We start from the raw sequence: 15,250 nt of genomic DNA, 5'->3' as shown, positions 1-15,250 counted from the left end.
GTGAATGCAGGATGTTAATAAGGGGAGCTTATATTGTTTTATAAACCTCTTGTAAGTTACAGACGGCTGTTTTCCGTATAACATTAGGGTAGAGGAGGGGGAGAGAAAATGAAAAATTATATTCAAGGGATTAATCACGTGCAAGTAGCTGCACCTGTAGGGTGTGAAGAAGAGGCGCGTGATTTTTATGGGAATACAATTGGTATGGAAGAAATTCCAAAGCCAGAAAAGTTGAAAAAACGAGGTGGATGTTGGTTTAAATGCGGAAATCAAGAAATCCATATTGGTGTGGAGCGGAACTTTACACCAGCTAAAAAGGCTCATCCAGCTTTTTATGTGAATGAAATTAATGAATTTAAGCAAACACTTATAGAGCAAGGTGTTAAAGTGATTGATGATTATGCACGGCCAGATGTAATTCGATTTTACGTGTCAGATCCATTTGGAAACCGAATTGAATTTATGCAAAATAAAGACTAGGTGGATTCCCACCTAGTCTTTAACTTCTTCTGAAAAGTCCTAATACTTCTACAGTTTCTGTAATATTAACGAATGCATTCGGGTCGATTTCAGAAATTGTTAGTTTCATACTTGCTAATTCTTCACGAGAAACGACGGTCATAAGTACACGCTTTTTCTCGCTTGAATAAGCACCTTCGCCATCAAGTAACGTTATTCCACGTACAACAGTTGAAAGAAGTTGTTTTTTCATTTTTTCTGCTTCATTTGTTACAATCATAAGTGTAACTTTACGATGTTTTGTATGAACAGCATCAATTACTTTACCAGTTACATAAATTGAAAGTAAGCTTGTAAGTGCAACATCCCAGGTGAAGAAGAATCCTGCGATTATTACAACGACTGCATTTAAAATAATAAGGAATCCGCCAAGTTTAATGTCTCGCTTGCGGGATAAAAGCATACCGATAATATCAAATCCACCAGTGGATCCATTACAGTTAAAAACAAGACCAATACCAGCTCCGGCGATGACACCTCCGAAGATAGAAGATAACAATGGATCTGTTGCTACGACTTTTACTGGAACGTAGTATAATGCAACAGATAATACAACTACAGAGACAACTGTGTTAAAAATTACTTTTTTTCCAAGACCTATGTACCCTAAAATAAGGATAGGTAAGTTTAATACAAAGTTAATAATGCCTGTGTTTACAGGGGTTACAATTCCTAAAATAATAGCAATTCCGCCAATTCCACTACTTAAAATTTTGTGGGGGATAAGGAAAAGATTAAAGGCAACCGCAATAATAATAGAACCGATAATAACACCAAGGAATCTGACCATTTCTTTCCCGTCCTTCACTGAAAAATTCATATTATTTCAAGATTATATATGATATTGAAAGTTTTGGGTAAAAACAGTTTATTTCGGTAAATTAGATTAATCAAAAGAATTTGAGTATTTTATTATTTGAAAGGGGATACAGTTGTGAAGATAAAAACATATCAACAGAAAAGCCCGTTGAAGCAAGAATGTGAGGATTCTTATTTTTGTAATAAAGAAAAAAAGATTTATGGTGTATGTGACGGTGCAACACCACTTGTCCCGTTTGGTGATGAAAATGGACATAATGGAGCATACATCGCTTCGCATTTATTTGCAAGTTATTTTACTTCATTACGAGAGAATCATAGGTTACGATTTGCAGTTGCAAAAGCAAATGAAGCATTGCAAAGCAAAATGTTGGAATATAAAGTAGATACGAGAAAGAAAGATCATTTGTGGTGTACATGTATTGCGGCAGTTCAAATAGATGGTGAGAAAATTGAATATGCGCAGCTTGGGGACTGTATGATTGTCGCAACTTTTCAAAATGGAACGATGCAAGTATTAACGAAAGACACAGTTAAAGGAATTAGTAACCGAGCAAAAAGGAAGAGGGAAGAAGATCGTAAGAAAGGTTTATCTGTCCCGGAGGAACATGTTTTTCAAGATGTTCGAGAACAGTTAAAGTACAATCGTTATCTTGCAAATATGCCAAATGGTTATTCAGTTGCAAATGGAATGAAAGAAGCGATACATTATTTACAACATGGTGAATTACATATAGATGAAGTGAGTGGAATTTTTATTTGTTCAGACGGGTTATTTCACCCAGATTGGCCACTCGAACAAACAGTTGCATATATAAGAAAGAATAGTATAAACGAATATGTAGCAATCATTGAAGAGCTGGAAGGGGAAAAGAGAATAAGACCAGATGATAAAACGATTATTATGATTGATTTTTAAGAGGAGGCAGTTCAAATGGAAATTAAACGTGTCAATCTAACATTTCAAGATGAATTAGTTCCTTTAGAAAAAGTAAACAAACTGATTATTCACCATACAGCTGAAGATGGATGGGACGTGTATAAAACGCATGAATTTCATCAAACTGTAAAAGGGTGGAGTGGGATTGGTTACAACTATTTTATCGAAGAGGACGGAACTGTAGTGGAAGGACGAGGTTTACATATTGGAGCGCATGCGAAAGATCATAACCGCCATACAATTGGGATATGTATGACGGGAAATTTTGATAAATACGATCCAACTCCTGCACAAGTGAATGCATTATATTCTTTATGTAAAATATTTATGAAGCAATTTGCTATAAAGAAAGAGAATATACTCGGTCATAGGGAGTTAGAAGGAGTTACAAAAAGCTGTCCTGGTAATCGTTTTTCTATGGTAGAGTTAAGGAAGATATTATCTTAAATATAGAGGAGTAACAACGATGATGAATATAAAAATACCAAATGATAAAAAAGAAGAGCTTGTAGCACAAATTCAGCAATTTTTCATGGAAGAAGATTTAGATGAAATTGGATGTTTCCAAGCAGAGCGTTTAATAGAAGAGATGATTAAATTAGTTGGACCATTTGCATACAATCAAGCAATTGGAGATGCAAGAAAGCTTGTAAGTGAGAAATTAACGAATATTGAAGAAGATTTATACGTGTTAGAGAAGAATGAAGGAAAATAAAAAAGAGCCGATGGGCTCTTTTTTATTTTTCTTTCTTATGTTCTTTATATTCATGTACTTTTTCTTTCACATTACCAACTGTATCTTTAGCAGTGCCTTTCACCTTATCCCATTTTCCTTCAGCTTGTAATTTCTTATTGTCAGTTACTTTCCCAACAACTTCTTTTACTTCACCCTTTACCTTATCAATAGCACCTTCTACTTTTTCTTTTAAACCATGATCATGTTTAGTCATACATTTCTCCTCCTTGTAGTTTGATTAGAATTCTCTTTTCATAGTGCAAGTTGAATGATGTATCTAGTAATAGCGTAACAAATATAGTTTGAATATTCAAATGATTAATAGGATAGAAAAGAAAGTGTCATAAAATTGTAATGAGAAGAGAAAGAATGTAAATTACATGTCTTTTGCAGTCCATATTGATTTCGTATAAGCAATTTTCATATGGGCACGTTCCATATTATTTTGACTGCTGCTACCGAACTTTGCTTGTCCAACTACTAAGTTACAGTTGGATTCAATAGCCGTCTCTATTCGTTTTTGAATTAATGCAGTATGACAGCCTTTACGCTGAAATTCTGGCAAAGTAGCAGAAGCAGCTAATGATGCAATCCCATTATTTATATACAGGACACCAATACCCGCAGGAGTGTTTTGAACTTCGGCTATGAAAAAATGCCAGCCAGGTTTATTGTAGAGAATTTCGTTATTTTGATGGACGCCATCTTTTGTAAAGGATGGCATGTTAAATCCGCGTACGTATATGTCTGCAAAAATATGAAATTCATTTTCTTTTAGTTCGCGTACTGAAATGTTAGAAGGAAGAAGGGAAGGGTCTTCTCTCGGTATACTATATAAAGCGGTATGGAAGCTGGATTGGTAAAATCCTCTTTGAGATAAGTATTGAAATAATTTGGCTGTACCTTGAGCGGGTGTAATTTCAAAACGACAAGGGATTTGTAGCGATTGATAATAAGAGACGATTTCATCTATCTCATCTGTATTTGTAAATGTAATACCTTTTACCGTATTAAAAGCTGGACCAGCAATTATTTTTGATGAAAAGGCAGTGGCACTCCCGAACTTTTTCATTTGTACTTGCATTGGATTTTCAGCTAATGCTTGTAATGCTTTTAGTCTAGAAGAGAGCATATGTATTTCTGCGTTTTCAATTTCTGTGGCTATATCGAGTGTTATAACAGTAGTCATAAAATTCCTCCATTAATAAATATATTTCATGGTATATATACGATTTTTGTTTTGAGATTCCTGTTGAAATGTGAGAGAATAAGAGGTTTTTTGGAAGGGAAATGGAAGTGAGCTGTCGAAGGGAGTGGAAACAGATTAAAGGTGGTGCTCTCATGAAACAAAAAGCCGTGCAGGCATGCTCTAATTGTGGTTCTCAAAACATAGGAGAAGGTGAGTTTGTCGGATATGCACAAATACGGAAAAAGGAAACGATGTTCACATCTTCACCGGTGGATGCTTATATTTGTACAGATTGCGGGAATATCCTTCTATTAAAAGTACGACATTATGAAAAGTTTAAGCAGAAGCCGTTATGATTATTGGGAAGTGGTCATATCCAACGTTGTATACGAAACGACTTATGTTAAGGAAAATGAATATGAGTGATAGTTTACATATATACGAGTATGCTACAGATAAAGAGATGACAACTTTTACTGTATGGGATGCTCATCGATCGTTATGTGACACATATAACTATGTAGAAGAAATTGTGGGTCAATATAATGAAGGGCAAGTAGCACCTCTTGGAATTGTATTAAAAGAGGAGAAAAAACTTATAGGCACGTGTGGATTTATAAAATATGATTTGGTCACACATACAGCAGAAATTGCATACGCCTTATCTCGAAAATATTGGGGAAGAGGATTAGCTACCGAGGCTGCGTTAGCTTTTTTCTACTATGGTTTTCATGATTTGTATCTTAATAGTATTGAAGCGGGATGTGATTCAGAAAATGAAGCATCTGAAAAATTAATGAAACGTTTGAATATGGAGTACGAGTGCACGATTCAAAAAAATATGTTCATTAAAGGTAAGTATCGTGACACGAAAAGATATTGTATATCTCGAGAAAGATATATGGATAAATGAAATATTTCATATTAAAAACTCCTTTAAATGAATAAGAGAGTTTTTATTTTTTTATAACAATAATTACCTTTAATCGTTATAATTGGTTATTAAAAGGTGAAGGTTTATTAACACCATATTTTTAGAAGGAAAATAGCTAAATCGTATACAAAACCGCTATATAACACAATCGCAACCGTAAGTTGACAAAGTGCAACCGTAGGAAGATAGAGATAGTGACAATGTTTACATACAATTTAGTTAAGAAAACGAAGGGGGACACACATATGGAATTTGGTGAGAAGCTTTTTAAATTAAGAAAGGAAAAGGGTCTTTCTCAAGAAGTGTTAGCTGAGAAATTAAAAACAACAAGGCAAGCAGTTAGTAAATGGGAAAACGGTCAAGGATTTCCTGAAACTGAAAAGTTAATAATGATTGGAAAGGTATTTGAAGTATCACTTGACTATTTATTAAAAGAAACTGCTGAGCAAAGTAACGAAAAGGAAAATGGTTATTATGTAAGTAAGGAAATGGCAGAAGGGTATGTAGTGTATGGGCAAAAAATTTCTAAATATATTGCGCTAGGATTTAGTTTGCTCATTTTATCTACAATACCGTATTTATTATTTAAAGAAAATGCAACAATTTCGACATTCCTTGTTATTATCATTGCTGTCCTTGGAATTGGAGCAATGATGGTACCTGTAACAATAGAAGAGAGTAGATACAATGTATTAAAAAAAGAAGAACTACTATTTGATCAAAACTTTCTAAAAGAATTGACAAAAAGATATGAAGTAATTAAGAAGAAGTATGCTGCAGTAATGATCGTTGGATTTTGTTTTATAGCAGCAGGAGCGATACCATTTTTATTTGAGAAAAAGCATATCACTTCAGGAGAATTAGTACAGTATTATCCATACTGTGTTGTACTTATTGCGATTGGAATCTATCTTTTTGTTCGTGTTGTAGGAGTGTGGGAGATGTATCGGATTTTAGTAGAGAATAAAGAATATAGCAATCGTATTATTTTTAAACTAAAAAAGAAAGTGAGAGATAAAGTGGATAATTTTTAATAGGAGAAAATCTATTTTATTAAAAGCTAAGATAGGAGTGAAATGATGTCAAACATTCTGGAAATTAAAAATTTAAGTAAATCATTTGGAAGCAACGTTGTTTTAAAAGATGTTACATTCAATGTGCCATCAGGGGCAATTATTGGATTCATTGGTGACAATGGGGCAGGTAAATCAACAACATTTAAAACAGTACTAGAATTAATTTCTAAAGATAGCGGTACAGTAAAAATATTTGGTGAAGAGAATATAAATAAAGATGCCAAGAATAAGGGGAAGATTGGAGTCGTATTTGATGCTATGAATCTACCGGCTCATCTTACGATAAAGCAATTAAACAAAGTTTTTAAAAAGATGTTTGAATCTTGGGATCAAGATAATTTTTATCGATTAGTTAATACTTTTTCTTTACCTACTAATGAGAAAGTAGGTAAATTCTCGCGTGGAATGTCAATGAAACTAACTATAGCTGTTGCATTGTCGCATAATGCAAAATTATTAATTCTAGATGAAGCGACAGGAGGTCTTGATCCTTCATCTAGGGAGGAGGTGTTAGAGGAATTAAAAAGTTTTGTGAATAAAAGTAATGGTGGTATATTACTTTCTTCACATATTATGAGTGATGTAGAAAAAATAGCTAGTCACCTTATTGTGATAAAAGATGGAGAAATTTTATTGAATGAAGAAAAGGATAAGGTTTTGGACAATTATGCCATTGTAGATGTTGATGAGGAACAACTAACTTTAATCAACAAAGATATAGTTGTGGTGAAAAGGAATAATGGTTCTTATTTCAATGTACTTGTATCAGATGTGCATAAATTACCAAGTGATATTGCTCATAGAACCATCTCGATAGAAGAAATGAGTGTCTTATTAACGAGGAGTGAAAAATAAATGAAAGGTTTATTATTGACAAACTATTATCTAGTGTATCGAACTTTCTTTACGTTCATGGGAATAGCGATATTAGGAGCCGGATGCGTTTTTTATTTTGGTGATGCTTCAATGTACCGTTTAATTGCTACGTTTATTATCTTTTTTGCTGCAATTCCTGCACTTGAGGTTATTAAATATGAGAGTAAGTCGGGGTATGAAAAATATGTACTTACTTTACCGGTTACTAGAAATAATATTGTACAAAGTCACTATCTTTTCTATTTTTTAGTTGTAATTATTGGTACTTTATTATCGTATGGCATATTTTATGTACATGGTTTAGTTTCAGATACACCAATTGATGATGGTATATTTAAGAGTGTTTCTTTAGGGACGTTCATCATTCTTAATGCCGGAGCAATAGCTTATCCGCTTCTCTATGTTTTTGGAGCAGAAAAATCTGATGCTATTACAATTGGAGGCGCATGTGGGGGACTTGTTACTTATTTTGGATTACAAAGTGTAATTGGATATCTAATAGAACAATTTCCAATATCAAATTTAAATTCATCTGTATACGTTTCAATTCTATATACAACATTTGGCGTTATCATATATATATTTTCTTATTTCATTTCGATATTTATATATCGTAAGAAGGAATTTTAATATATTTTCTCTTAGTATTTTCTGAATTATTTCCAAAGAAATAATTCAGAAAATACAGAAAAATGTCGTAATCATTTGTAGAAGTCTGTTATAATAAACGAAAAAATGAAAACGCTTTAAAGGGGGATATAACCAATATGATGATGAATGTACCGCTAACAATTAGTTCTATGATGGAAAGAGCAGAAAAACTGTTTTCAAAGAAAGAAATTGTTTCACGGACACATGATACAGTTACGACGTTAACGTATAAGCAGTTAGGTGAAAGGACGAGAAGGCTTTCTAGTGCGTTAAAAAAATTAGGAATTAAAGAAGGCGAGCGTATAGGAACGTTAGCGTGGAATCATCATCGACATGTGGAAGCTTATTTTGCTATTCCTGGTATTGCTTCTGTTTTGCACACAATTAATATTCGTTTATCTCCTCAACATATTTCATACATTATTCAGCACGCAGAAGATCACATTCTACTTATAGATGAAGATCTCGTACCACTCGTTGAAAATATTCAATCACAATTATCAACTGTACAAGCCTACATTATTATGACTGATAAAGATGAGCTTCCAAATACTACGCTAGAACCTGTATATCATTATGAAAAACTATTAGAAGAAGGCGATCCAAATTTCAAATTTGTAAAAGATATTGATGAAAATACACCTGCTGGTATGTGTTATACGTCAGCGACTACAGGGAATCCAAAAGGTGTTGTATATACGCATCGTAGTACTGTACTGCATTGTATGGCACTCGGTTTAGCGGATACAGCTGCTTTATCGGAAAGTGATGCGGCGATGGCAATTGTACCGATGTTCCATGTGAACGCTTGGGGACTTCCTTTTGCAGCTACTTGGTTTGGAACTAAACAAGTTCTGCCAGGACCAATGTTTACTCCAAAAATTTTATTAGAGATGATCCAAGCTGAAAAAGTAACGATAGCAGCAGGTGTGCCGACAATCTGGCTCGGTGTATTACAAGAATTAGAAAATAATAGTTACGATTTATCTAGTATAACGAGAATATTATGCGGTGGTGCTGCTGCACCGAAAAGCGTTATTAAAGCATTTGAACAAAAATATAATGTTCCTTTCGTACATGCATATGGTATGACTGAAACAAGCCCACTCGTAACACTTGCACGTTTAAAAAGTTATGAAACAGAATTATCATATGAAGAGCAATTAGAAATCCGCTCAAAACAAGGATATCTTGTCCCTGGTGTAGAGATGAAAGTAGTCGGTACAAACGGTGAAGTGAAGTGGGATGGTACTGAGATGGGAGAGTTATGTTTACGAGCACCTTGGATTGCTGAAAGCTATTATAACGATGATCGTACTGTCGAAGGATTCCGAGACGGTTGGTTGTATACTGGTGATGTTGTTACAGTTGACGAGGAAGGCTGCGTGAAAATTGTTGATCGTACGAAAGATGTGATTAAAAGCGGGGGAGAATGGATTTCCTCAGTTGACCTTGAAAATGCTTTAATGGCACATGATGCTATATTTGAAGCGGCCGTTGTTGCAGTTCCACACCCGCAGTGGCAAGAGCGTCCAGTTGCCTGCGTTGTACAAAAGGCAAATAGTACTGTTACAAAAGAAGAACTATATGAATTTTTAAAACCACAGTTTGCAAAGTGGTGGTTACCAGACGATATTGTATTTATGCAGGAAATTCCGAAAACATCTGTTGGGAAGTTTTTAAAACAGGCGCTTCGGAAAGAACTTGAGCATTTGCATAAGGAGAAATAATTGAAAAAATAATTGTAAACCTATATTTAAAATAAGTTGACAAATACTAAATAGAAAGATAATATAACTCCTATAATATGTTATCTAAAAATCATTTTAAGTTTACAAATAGGAGAAGCAAATATGAATACAAAAAACTTAGTTTTCGTCGCTTTATTTAGTTCTATTATGGGAGTGTTAGGGTTAATACCTCCAATTGCTCTTGCTATTACACCAGTTCCGATTACATTACAATCACTCGGTGTTATGCTTGCTGGTGGATTGTTAGGATCACGTCTTGGTGCGTTAAGTCAGCTTATTTTCTTACTTATTGTTGGAGTTGGGGCACCATTACTTGCAGGTGGACGAGGTGGTCCAGGTATATTTGTTGGGCCAAGCGCAGGATATTTACTTGGTTATATTGTAGGAGCATTTGTTATTGGTTATTTAATTGAGCGTTTACGTGAAGTTTCTATTATAAAAGTATTATGCATTAATATAATTGGTGGTATTTTCGTAGTTTATGTATTTGGTATCATTGTACAAGCATTCGTAATGGATATTTCTATATGGCAGACGATGAAAGTGAGTGTCGTATTTTTACCAGGTGATTGCATAAAAGCGATTATAGCAGCAATTCTTGTAACGAAATTACATCGTTCATTGAAACATATTATTACGCCTGCTCTAAAGAGTGGGAAATATACAAATGCGGGATAAGAAAGAGAAGAAACACGTTCATTGCGTGTTTCTTTTTATTATTTTGTAAAGAAAGGACGTCTCAAATGGGGATTACAAAAGAATATAAAAAGTATGCCTCTTTACTATCAAGTAAAATAGCAATAAAGGAAAATGATCGAGTATTAACATATAAAGAGTGGTTTGAGTCAGTATGTAAAGTAGCAAACTGGTTGAATGAAAAAGAATCGAAGAATAAAACGATAGCAATTGTATTAGAAAATAGTATGGAGTTTTTACAACTATTTGCTGGGGCTGCGATGTCTGGATGGGTTTGTGTGCCGTTAGATATAAAGTGGAAAGAGGATGAGCTCAAAGAAAGAATTGCGATCAGTAACCCAGCTATGATTGTGACAGAGCGATATAAGGTAAATGATCTACCGGATGAAGAAGGAAAAGTAATTGAAATTGATGAGTGGAGAAGAATGATAGAGAACTATCTGCCTGCATATGCCCCTGTAAAAGATGTACAACATGCTCCGTTTTATATGGGATTTACATCGGGATCGACTGGGAAGGCGAAAGCATTTTTACGTGCACAACAATCGTGGGTTCATAGTTTTGATTGCAATATACATGACTTTCATATGAAAAAAGAAGATTCTATTTTAATAGCTGGGACGCTCGTTCATTCTCTTTTTTTATACGGCGCAATAAGTGCATTATATGTAGGGCAAACGGTGCATATTATGAAAAAGTTTATTCCAGATCAAGTGCTGGATAAGTTAGAAACGGAACACGTTTCGGTCATGTATACAGTTCCGACAATGCTAGAATCTTTATATAAAGAAAATAGAGTAATAGAAAATAAAGTGAAAATTATTTCGTCAGGAGCGAAATGGGAAGCTGAAGCGAAAGAAAAAATAAAGAATATATTTCCTTATGCGAAAAGATATGAATTTTATGGTGCATCAGAGTTAAGTTTTGTAACAGCACTAGTCGATGCAGAAAGCGAAAGAAGGCCAAATTCAGTAGGAAAACCTTGTCATAATGTGCAAGTTCGAATATGTAATGAAGCAGGCGAAGAAGTACAAAAAGGTGAAATAGGAACTGTTTATGTGAAAAGTGATCAGTTTTTTATGGGATACATAATAGATGGGGTTTTAACACGGGAGTTGAATGCAGAAGGCTGGATGACAGTGCGAGATGTAGGCTATGAAGATGAAGAAGGCTTTATATATATTGTTGGTAGAGAGAAGAATATGATTTTATTTGGAGGAATCAATATTTATCCAGAAGAAATAGAAAGTGTATTACATGAACACCCAGCTGTTGATGAAATAGTTGTAATTGGTGTGAAAGATAGTTACTGGGGTGAAAAGCCCCTCGCGATCGTAAAAGGAAGTGCTACGAAACAACAATTAAAGAGTTTTTGCTTACAGAGATTATCCTCTTTTAAAATACCGAAAGAATGGCATTTTGTAGATGGAATACCTTATACAAATAGTGGGAAAATCGCTCGTATGGAAGCAAAAAGTATGATTGAAAACCGGGAGAAAATATATGAATAGAGCAGTTATTGTAGAGGCGAAAAGAACACCTATCGGTAAGAAGAATGGGATGTTAAAAGAGTATGAAGTTCAGCAATTAGTAACGCCGCTTCTTACGTTTTTAAGTAAAGGGATTGAGAGAGAAATAGACGATGTCATGTTAGGGAATATTGTGGGGCCAGGAGGGAATATTGCGAGACTATCTGCTTTAGAGGCGGGACTTGGCTATCATATTCCTGGTGTAACGATTGATCGGCAATGTGGTGCTGGTTTAGAAGCAATTCGAACTGCGTGTCATCTCATTCAAGGCGGGGCAGGTAAGTGTTATATCGCCGGGGGAGTAGAGAGTACAAGTACGTCACCTTTTCAAAAAAGAGCACGATTTTCACCTGAAACAATTGGTGATCCTGACATGGGAGTAGCGGCTGAATATGTTGCGGAGCGTTATAACATAACGAGAGAAATGCAAGACGAGTATGCTTGTCTTAGTTATAAGCGGACACTGCAAGCGTTAGAAAAAGGATATATACATGATGAAATATTTTCTTTTAATGGATTATTAGATGAATCTATAAAGCTAGAAATGAATTATGAACGAATCATTAAAAGAACAAAGCCCGCATTTTTACAAAATGGAACAGTAACGGCAGGTAATTCGTGCGGTGTAAATGATGGAGCATGTGCCGTTCTTGTAATGGAAGAGGGACAAGCCCGAAAGTTAGGTTATAAACCTGTCCTTCGTTTCGTTCGTAGTGCTGTAGTGGGAGTGGATCCCAAGCTTCCAGGGACTGGTCCGATATTTGCGGTGAACAAATTATTAAACGAAATGAATGTAAAAGTAGAGGACATCGATTATTTTGAAATAAATGAAGCATTCGCCTCAAAAGTTGTTGCTTGCGCAAAAGAGTTACAAATTCCGTACGAAAAAGTAAATGTAAATGGTGGAGCAATTGCGCTCGGTCATCCGTACGGTGCATCTGGTGCTATGCTTGTAACACGTTTGTTTTATCAGGCACAAAGAGAGTCTATGAAATATGGAATTGCTACATTAGGAATTGGAGGCGGGATAGGGATTGCGCTATTATTTGAGAAAGTAGAAGACTAGCGAGGTAACTAGTTTTCTACTTTTTGAGGAACATAAATATTGCTACCAGGCTTCGCTTTCATTTCGTTCCAAGCAGCAATCGCATCAGCTTTTGCTTTCCCTTTATTATTTGGATCTTCGAAAAAGTCACGAGTAAAGCGATTGTATTCAAATTGTGCACCGATAGTTGTTTTGTATGTAGGGTCTTTTTTTCGTTCGTTTTCTTCATGCCAAAAAGCTACCGCGTCTTCATATGTTTTTCCAACATTCTCTTTGAAAAATTTTTGAAGAGCTACTGTAAAGCGGAAGTTTGTTCCGATTTTTTCTTTGAAAAAAGCACGAACATCTTCGCTACAGCGGTGATTGTTAGTAATAATCGTTTGAAGAGAAAGGTCTTTATAAGAGAGGGAAGCTTTACGCACTTTTTGCCCAGAGCTGTTTTTTAAGACTTTCCCCGTAGTTAAATAATGTGAGATACAATCGGTTATTTCAATCTTAGAGCCGCTAGCTGGCAACCCATTCTCACGACAAAATGTTTGGAGTTCTGCTTTTAACCAATAATAGTTTTGGAAATCTTCAAGTGATATAGACTTTGTTAAAGGTGGACGCATGAATGTAACAACTACTTTCTTCCATAATTTTCTTCAATTATAAAACGTACGTTCTTTTTATGGAAGGGGTAATTTGTAAATATAATGGGAAGAGGAGATTACATATGGAAAATGTAATGCAAGTTCGTGTTACGGGAATTTTAATTGAAGGTGAAAAATTATTGCTAGTAAAGCAAAAAGTTGCTAATAGGAATTGGTCTTTACCTGGAGGAAGAGTGGAGAATGGTGAAATGTTAGAAGAGGCGATGATTAGAGAAATGAGAGAAGAAACGGGATTAGAAGTTAAAATTAAGAAGCTACTCTATGTTTGTGATAAACCGGATGCCAGTCTATCTTTATTACATATTACATTTCTACTTGAAAAGCTTACAGGGGAAATTATGTTACCCTCTAATGAATTTGATCATAATCCAATTCATGATGTGCAAATGGTACCGATTAAAGATTTAAGTCAATATGGTTTTTCGGAAACTTTTATCACTCTTATAAGTGAAGGTTTTGCAAGTGCAGGGAGTTATCAAGGCTTGAAACAAAATATTGGTTTGTAAGTATAGAGTAAGGATAGCTGTTAGCTATCCTTACTAAAAATGCTTTACACCGCCGACTGTAAAGAAGAAACAAGCTGATTTAAAAATTCATCTCCGCTCATAATTGCTCTCCCGCCACCGCGAGCACTCTTCTTATTTCCGCCACCTTTTCCTTCGATTGTAGGAAGAGCGTCTTTTAAAAGAGCATTCATATCGAGTGATACTGATTTTCCGCAAGCGAGAATACATTGTAGTTTGTCATCATTTTCGATGACGAAATACGTAATTGCATGCTCTTGTTGTTCTGTAATAATAGCGGAAAGCTTTGCGATTTCTTGCATAGAACGATTTGTAAATACTTTAGAAATAAGTATGTCAGCATGAATTTTTATGGGCTGTAGAAGTAGTTCATTTGCCTCTGCAAATAATAATTTTTCATTCATTGTTTGTATTGCTTTTTCATTTTCTTTTTGAGAAGTAAGAAGTTGTGCTACTTTTGCTGGGATATCACTCTCGCTACTGTTTAATTGTTTAGAAACATCTTTCATAATTTGTTGCTGTTGTCCCATTAATTTAAGTGTACGCCAACCAGCGATAAACGTTAAGCGTATACCACCTTTATTGCGCTCCCATCCTAGTACTTGAATAGGACCAACTTCACCAGTTCGTTTCGGATGCGTTCCACCACAGCCGTTGTAGTCAAAGTTTTCGATAATAACAACCCGTATATTTTCTGTTATAGTCGGTTCTTTACGAAGGGGGAATGTTTTCGCTTTTTCTAAGTTCATCCATTCGATATGGATTTGATGGTTTTCGAAAACAATTTTGTTGGCAATGTTTATTGCTTTTTCAACCGTTTCTGTATGAAGATTTTCTATTTCTAAATCAATTGTTACCGTTTCTTTACCAAGGTGGAATCCAATCGTAGGTATGTTAAAATGATCCCAAAAAGCAGCAGATAAAATGTGCTGAGCCGCATGTTGCTGCATATGATCAAAACGGCGCTCCCAATTGATTTTACCTTCTACTTCTTCTGTATGTAATTTTTCTACAATGAAGTGACGAATTTCCCCATGTATCTCTTCTACATTGATTACATCGATATCATTTAATGTGCCAGTATCATGCGGTTGTCCGCCACCTGTCGGATAAAATGCGGTCTCGTTTAAAACGACGTATAAGTTACCGTCTTTATCATAATCTTGCTTTATAATTTTTGTAGTAAAGTCTTGCTTATAAGCGTCAGTGTAATATAATTTTTGCTCCAATTTTCTTTCCCCTTTCGCGTTCACTAGTTTCATTGTAAAGCAATTGAAATTAGTTTCCTAATATTTCAGAAGAAAGAAACTAT

General features: G+C 35.0%; 19 protein-coding genes. 14 read left to right on the top strand and 5 right to left on the bottom strand.

Going from position 1 to position 15,250, the window contains the following annotated elements; translation table 11 throughout:
- Positions 1–108: 108 nt before the first annotated feature.
- A complete protein-coding gene (locus DOS87_RS20395) occupies positions 109–480 on the top strand; it encodes a VOC family protein (protein ID WP_000800779.1) in 372 nt (123 codons plus the stop codon).
- A 19-nt stretch (positions 481–499) separates the two neighbouring features.
- Here DOS87_RS20395 and DOS87_RS20390 read toward each other — a convergent pair whose 3' ends face one another.
- Positions 500–1,309, bottom strand: coding sequence for a YitT family protein (locus tag DOS87_RS20390; RefSeq protein WP_000251344.1), 810 nt, complete (start codon positions 1,307–1,309; stop codon positions 500–502).
- 126 nt (positions 1,310–1,435) lie between these two features.
- Between DOS87_RS20390 and DOS87_RS20385 the strand changes: the two genes are divergently transcribed.
- Genes DOS87_RS20385 through DOS87_RS20375 form a run of 3 tightly spaced genes read left to right on the top strand, consistent with a single transcriptional unit; the run spans position 1,436 to position 2,993 of the window.
- Positions 1,436–2,257 (top strand): protein phosphatase 2C domain-containing protein, encoded by an 822-nt coding sequence (locus DOS87_RS20385; RefSeq protein WP_002162635.1) that lies wholly within the window; start codon positions 1,436–1,438, stop codon positions 2,255–2,257.
- A gap of 15 nt (positions 2,258–2,272) precedes the next feature.
- Positions 2,273–2,725: a peptidoglycan recognition protein family protein gene (locus DOS87_RS20380; protein ID WP_000403998.1), complete on the top strand. Its 453-nt coding sequence runs from the start codon at positions 2,273–2,275 to the stop codon at positions 2,723–2,725.
- A gap of 19 nt (positions 2,726–2,744) precedes the next feature.
- Positions 2,745–2,993, top strand: a complete 249-nt coding sequence (locus tag DOS87_RS20375; RefSeq protein WP_098578234.1) for a DUF2164 domain-containing protein — start codon at positions 2,745–2,747, stop codon at positions 2,991–2,993.
- A 22-nt stretch (positions 2,994–3,015) separates the two neighbouring features.
- On the opposite strand, the gene DOS87_RS20370 is transcribed toward DOS87_RS20375, so the two are convergent.
- Positions 3,016–3,228 (bottom strand): CsbD family protein, encoded by a 213-nt coding sequence (locus DOS87_RS20370; RefSeq protein ID WP_000160410.1) that lies wholly within the window; start codon positions 3,226–3,228, stop codon positions 3,016–3,018.
- A gap of 162 nt (positions 3,229–3,390) precedes the next feature.
- On the bottom strand, positions 3,391–4,203 hold the full coding sequence (locus tag DOS87_RS20365; protein WP_000214258.1) for a GNAT family N-acetyltransferase: 813 nt from the start codon (positions 4,201–4,203) through the stop codon (positions 3,391–3,393).
- Positions 4,204–4,304: 101 nt separating this feature from the next.
- On the opposite strand from DOS87_RS20365, the gene DOS87_RS20360 reads away from it, so the two are divergent.
- The 9 genes from DOS87_RS20360 (at position 4,305) to DOS87_RS20320 (ending at position 12,782) form a co-directional block, all read left to right on the top strand.
- Positions 4,305–4,559: a hypothetical protein gene (locus DOS87_RS20360; protein ID WP_003260719.1), complete on the top strand. Its 255-nt coding sequence runs from the start codon at positions 4,305–4,307 to the stop codon at positions 4,557–4,559.
- Positions 4,556–5,116, top strand: coding sequence for a GNAT family N-acetyltransferase (locus DOS87_RS20355; protein ID WP_118961762.1), 561 nt, complete (start codon positions 4,556–4,558; stop codon positions 5,114–5,116). Before DOS87_RS20360 ends, DOS87_RS20355 begins: the two co-directional genes overlap by 4 nt.
- A gap of 266 nt (positions 5,117–5,382) precedes the next feature.
- The gene (locus tag DOS87_RS20350) at positions 5,383–6,171 is read left to right on the top strand and encodes a helix-turn-helix domain-containing protein (RefSeq protein ID WP_315968954.1); all 789 of its coding nucleotides are present in this window, start codon (positions 5,383–5,385) and stop codon (positions 6,169–6,171) included.
- A 45-nt stretch (positions 6,172–6,216) separates the two neighbouring features.
- A complete protein-coding gene (locus tag DOS87_RS20345) occupies positions 6,217–7,068 on the top strand; it encodes an ABC transporter ATP-binding protein (RefSeq protein WP_086390006.1) in 852 nt (283 codons plus the stop codon).
- On the top strand, positions 7,069–7,719 hold the full coding sequence (locus DOS87_RS20340) for an ABC-2 transporter permease (RefSeq protein ID WP_086390007.1): 651 nt from the start codon (positions 7,069–7,071) through the stop codon (positions 7,717–7,719). It abuts the gene before it with no gap.
- Between the two features lie 137 nt (positions 7,720–7,856).
- Entirely contained in the window at positions 7,857–9,470 is a 1,614-nt protein-coding gene (locus DOS87_RS20335; RefSeq protein WP_098578235.1) for a long-chain fatty acid--CoA ligase, read from the top strand.
- 123 nt (positions 9,471–9,593) lie between these two features.
- Positions 9,594–10,169 carry a biotin transporter BioY gene (locus tag DOS87_RS20330; RefSeq protein ID WP_001093320.1) on the top strand — a complete coding sequence of 192 codons (576 nt, stop codon included), beginning with the start codon at positions 9,594–9,596 and terminating at the stop codon, positions 10,167–10,169.
- A 65-nt stretch (positions 10,170–10,234) separates the two neighbouring features.
- A complete protein-coding gene (locus tag DOS87_RS20325; protein ID WP_000513181.1) occupies positions 10,235–11,698 on the top strand; it encodes an acyl-CoA synthetase in 1,464 nt (487 codons plus the stop codon).
- The gene (locus DOS87_RS20320; protein WP_001078011.1) at positions 11,691–12,782 is read left to right on the top strand and encodes an acetyl-CoA C-acyltransferase; all 1,092 of its coding nucleotides are present in this window, start codon (positions 11,691–11,693) and stop codon (positions 12,780–12,782) included. The genes DOS87_RS20325 and DOS87_RS20320 overlap by 8 nt, the downstream gene beginning before the upstream one ends.
- An 8-nt stretch (positions 12,783–12,790) precedes the next feature.
- Here the strand turns inward: DOS87_RS20320 and DOS87_RS20315 are convergent, their stop codons facing one another.
- Positions 12,791–13,372 (bottom strand): DUF6434 domain-containing protein, encoded by a 582-nt coding sequence (locus DOS87_RS20315; RefSeq protein ID WP_001247749.1) that lies wholly within the window; start codon positions 13,370–13,372, stop codon positions 12,791–12,793.
- Between the two features lie 104 nt (positions 13,373–13,476).
- Between DOS87_RS20315 and DOS87_RS20310 the strand changes: the two genes are divergently transcribed.
- Complete coding sequence (locus tag DOS87_RS20310; RefSeq protein ID WP_000432582.1) at positions 13,477–13,920, top strand: NUDIX hydrolase; 444 nt, start codon at positions 13,477–13,479, stop codon at positions 13,918–13,920.
- Positions 13,921–13,964: 44 nt separating this feature from the next.
- Here the strand turns inward: DOS87_RS20310 and DOS87_RS20305 are convergent, their stop codons facing one another.
- Positions 13,965–15,167, bottom strand: a complete 1,203-nt coding sequence (locus DOS87_RS20305; protein ID WP_000435889.1) for a serine-tRNA(Ala) deacylase AlaX — start codon at positions 15,165–15,167, stop codon at positions 13,965–13,967.
- Between the last annotated feature and the right edge of the window lie 83 nt (positions 15,168–15,250).

The sequence above is a fragment of the Bacillus sp. CR71 genome, from assembly GCF_003429245.1.
GTDB lineage: Bacteria > Bacillota > Bacilli > Bacillales > Bacillaceae_G > Bacillus_A > Bacillus_A thuringiensis_S.
The sequence above is the reverse complement of the archived record's forward strand: the minus strand, read 5'-3'. Positions and strand labels throughout refer to the sequence as shown.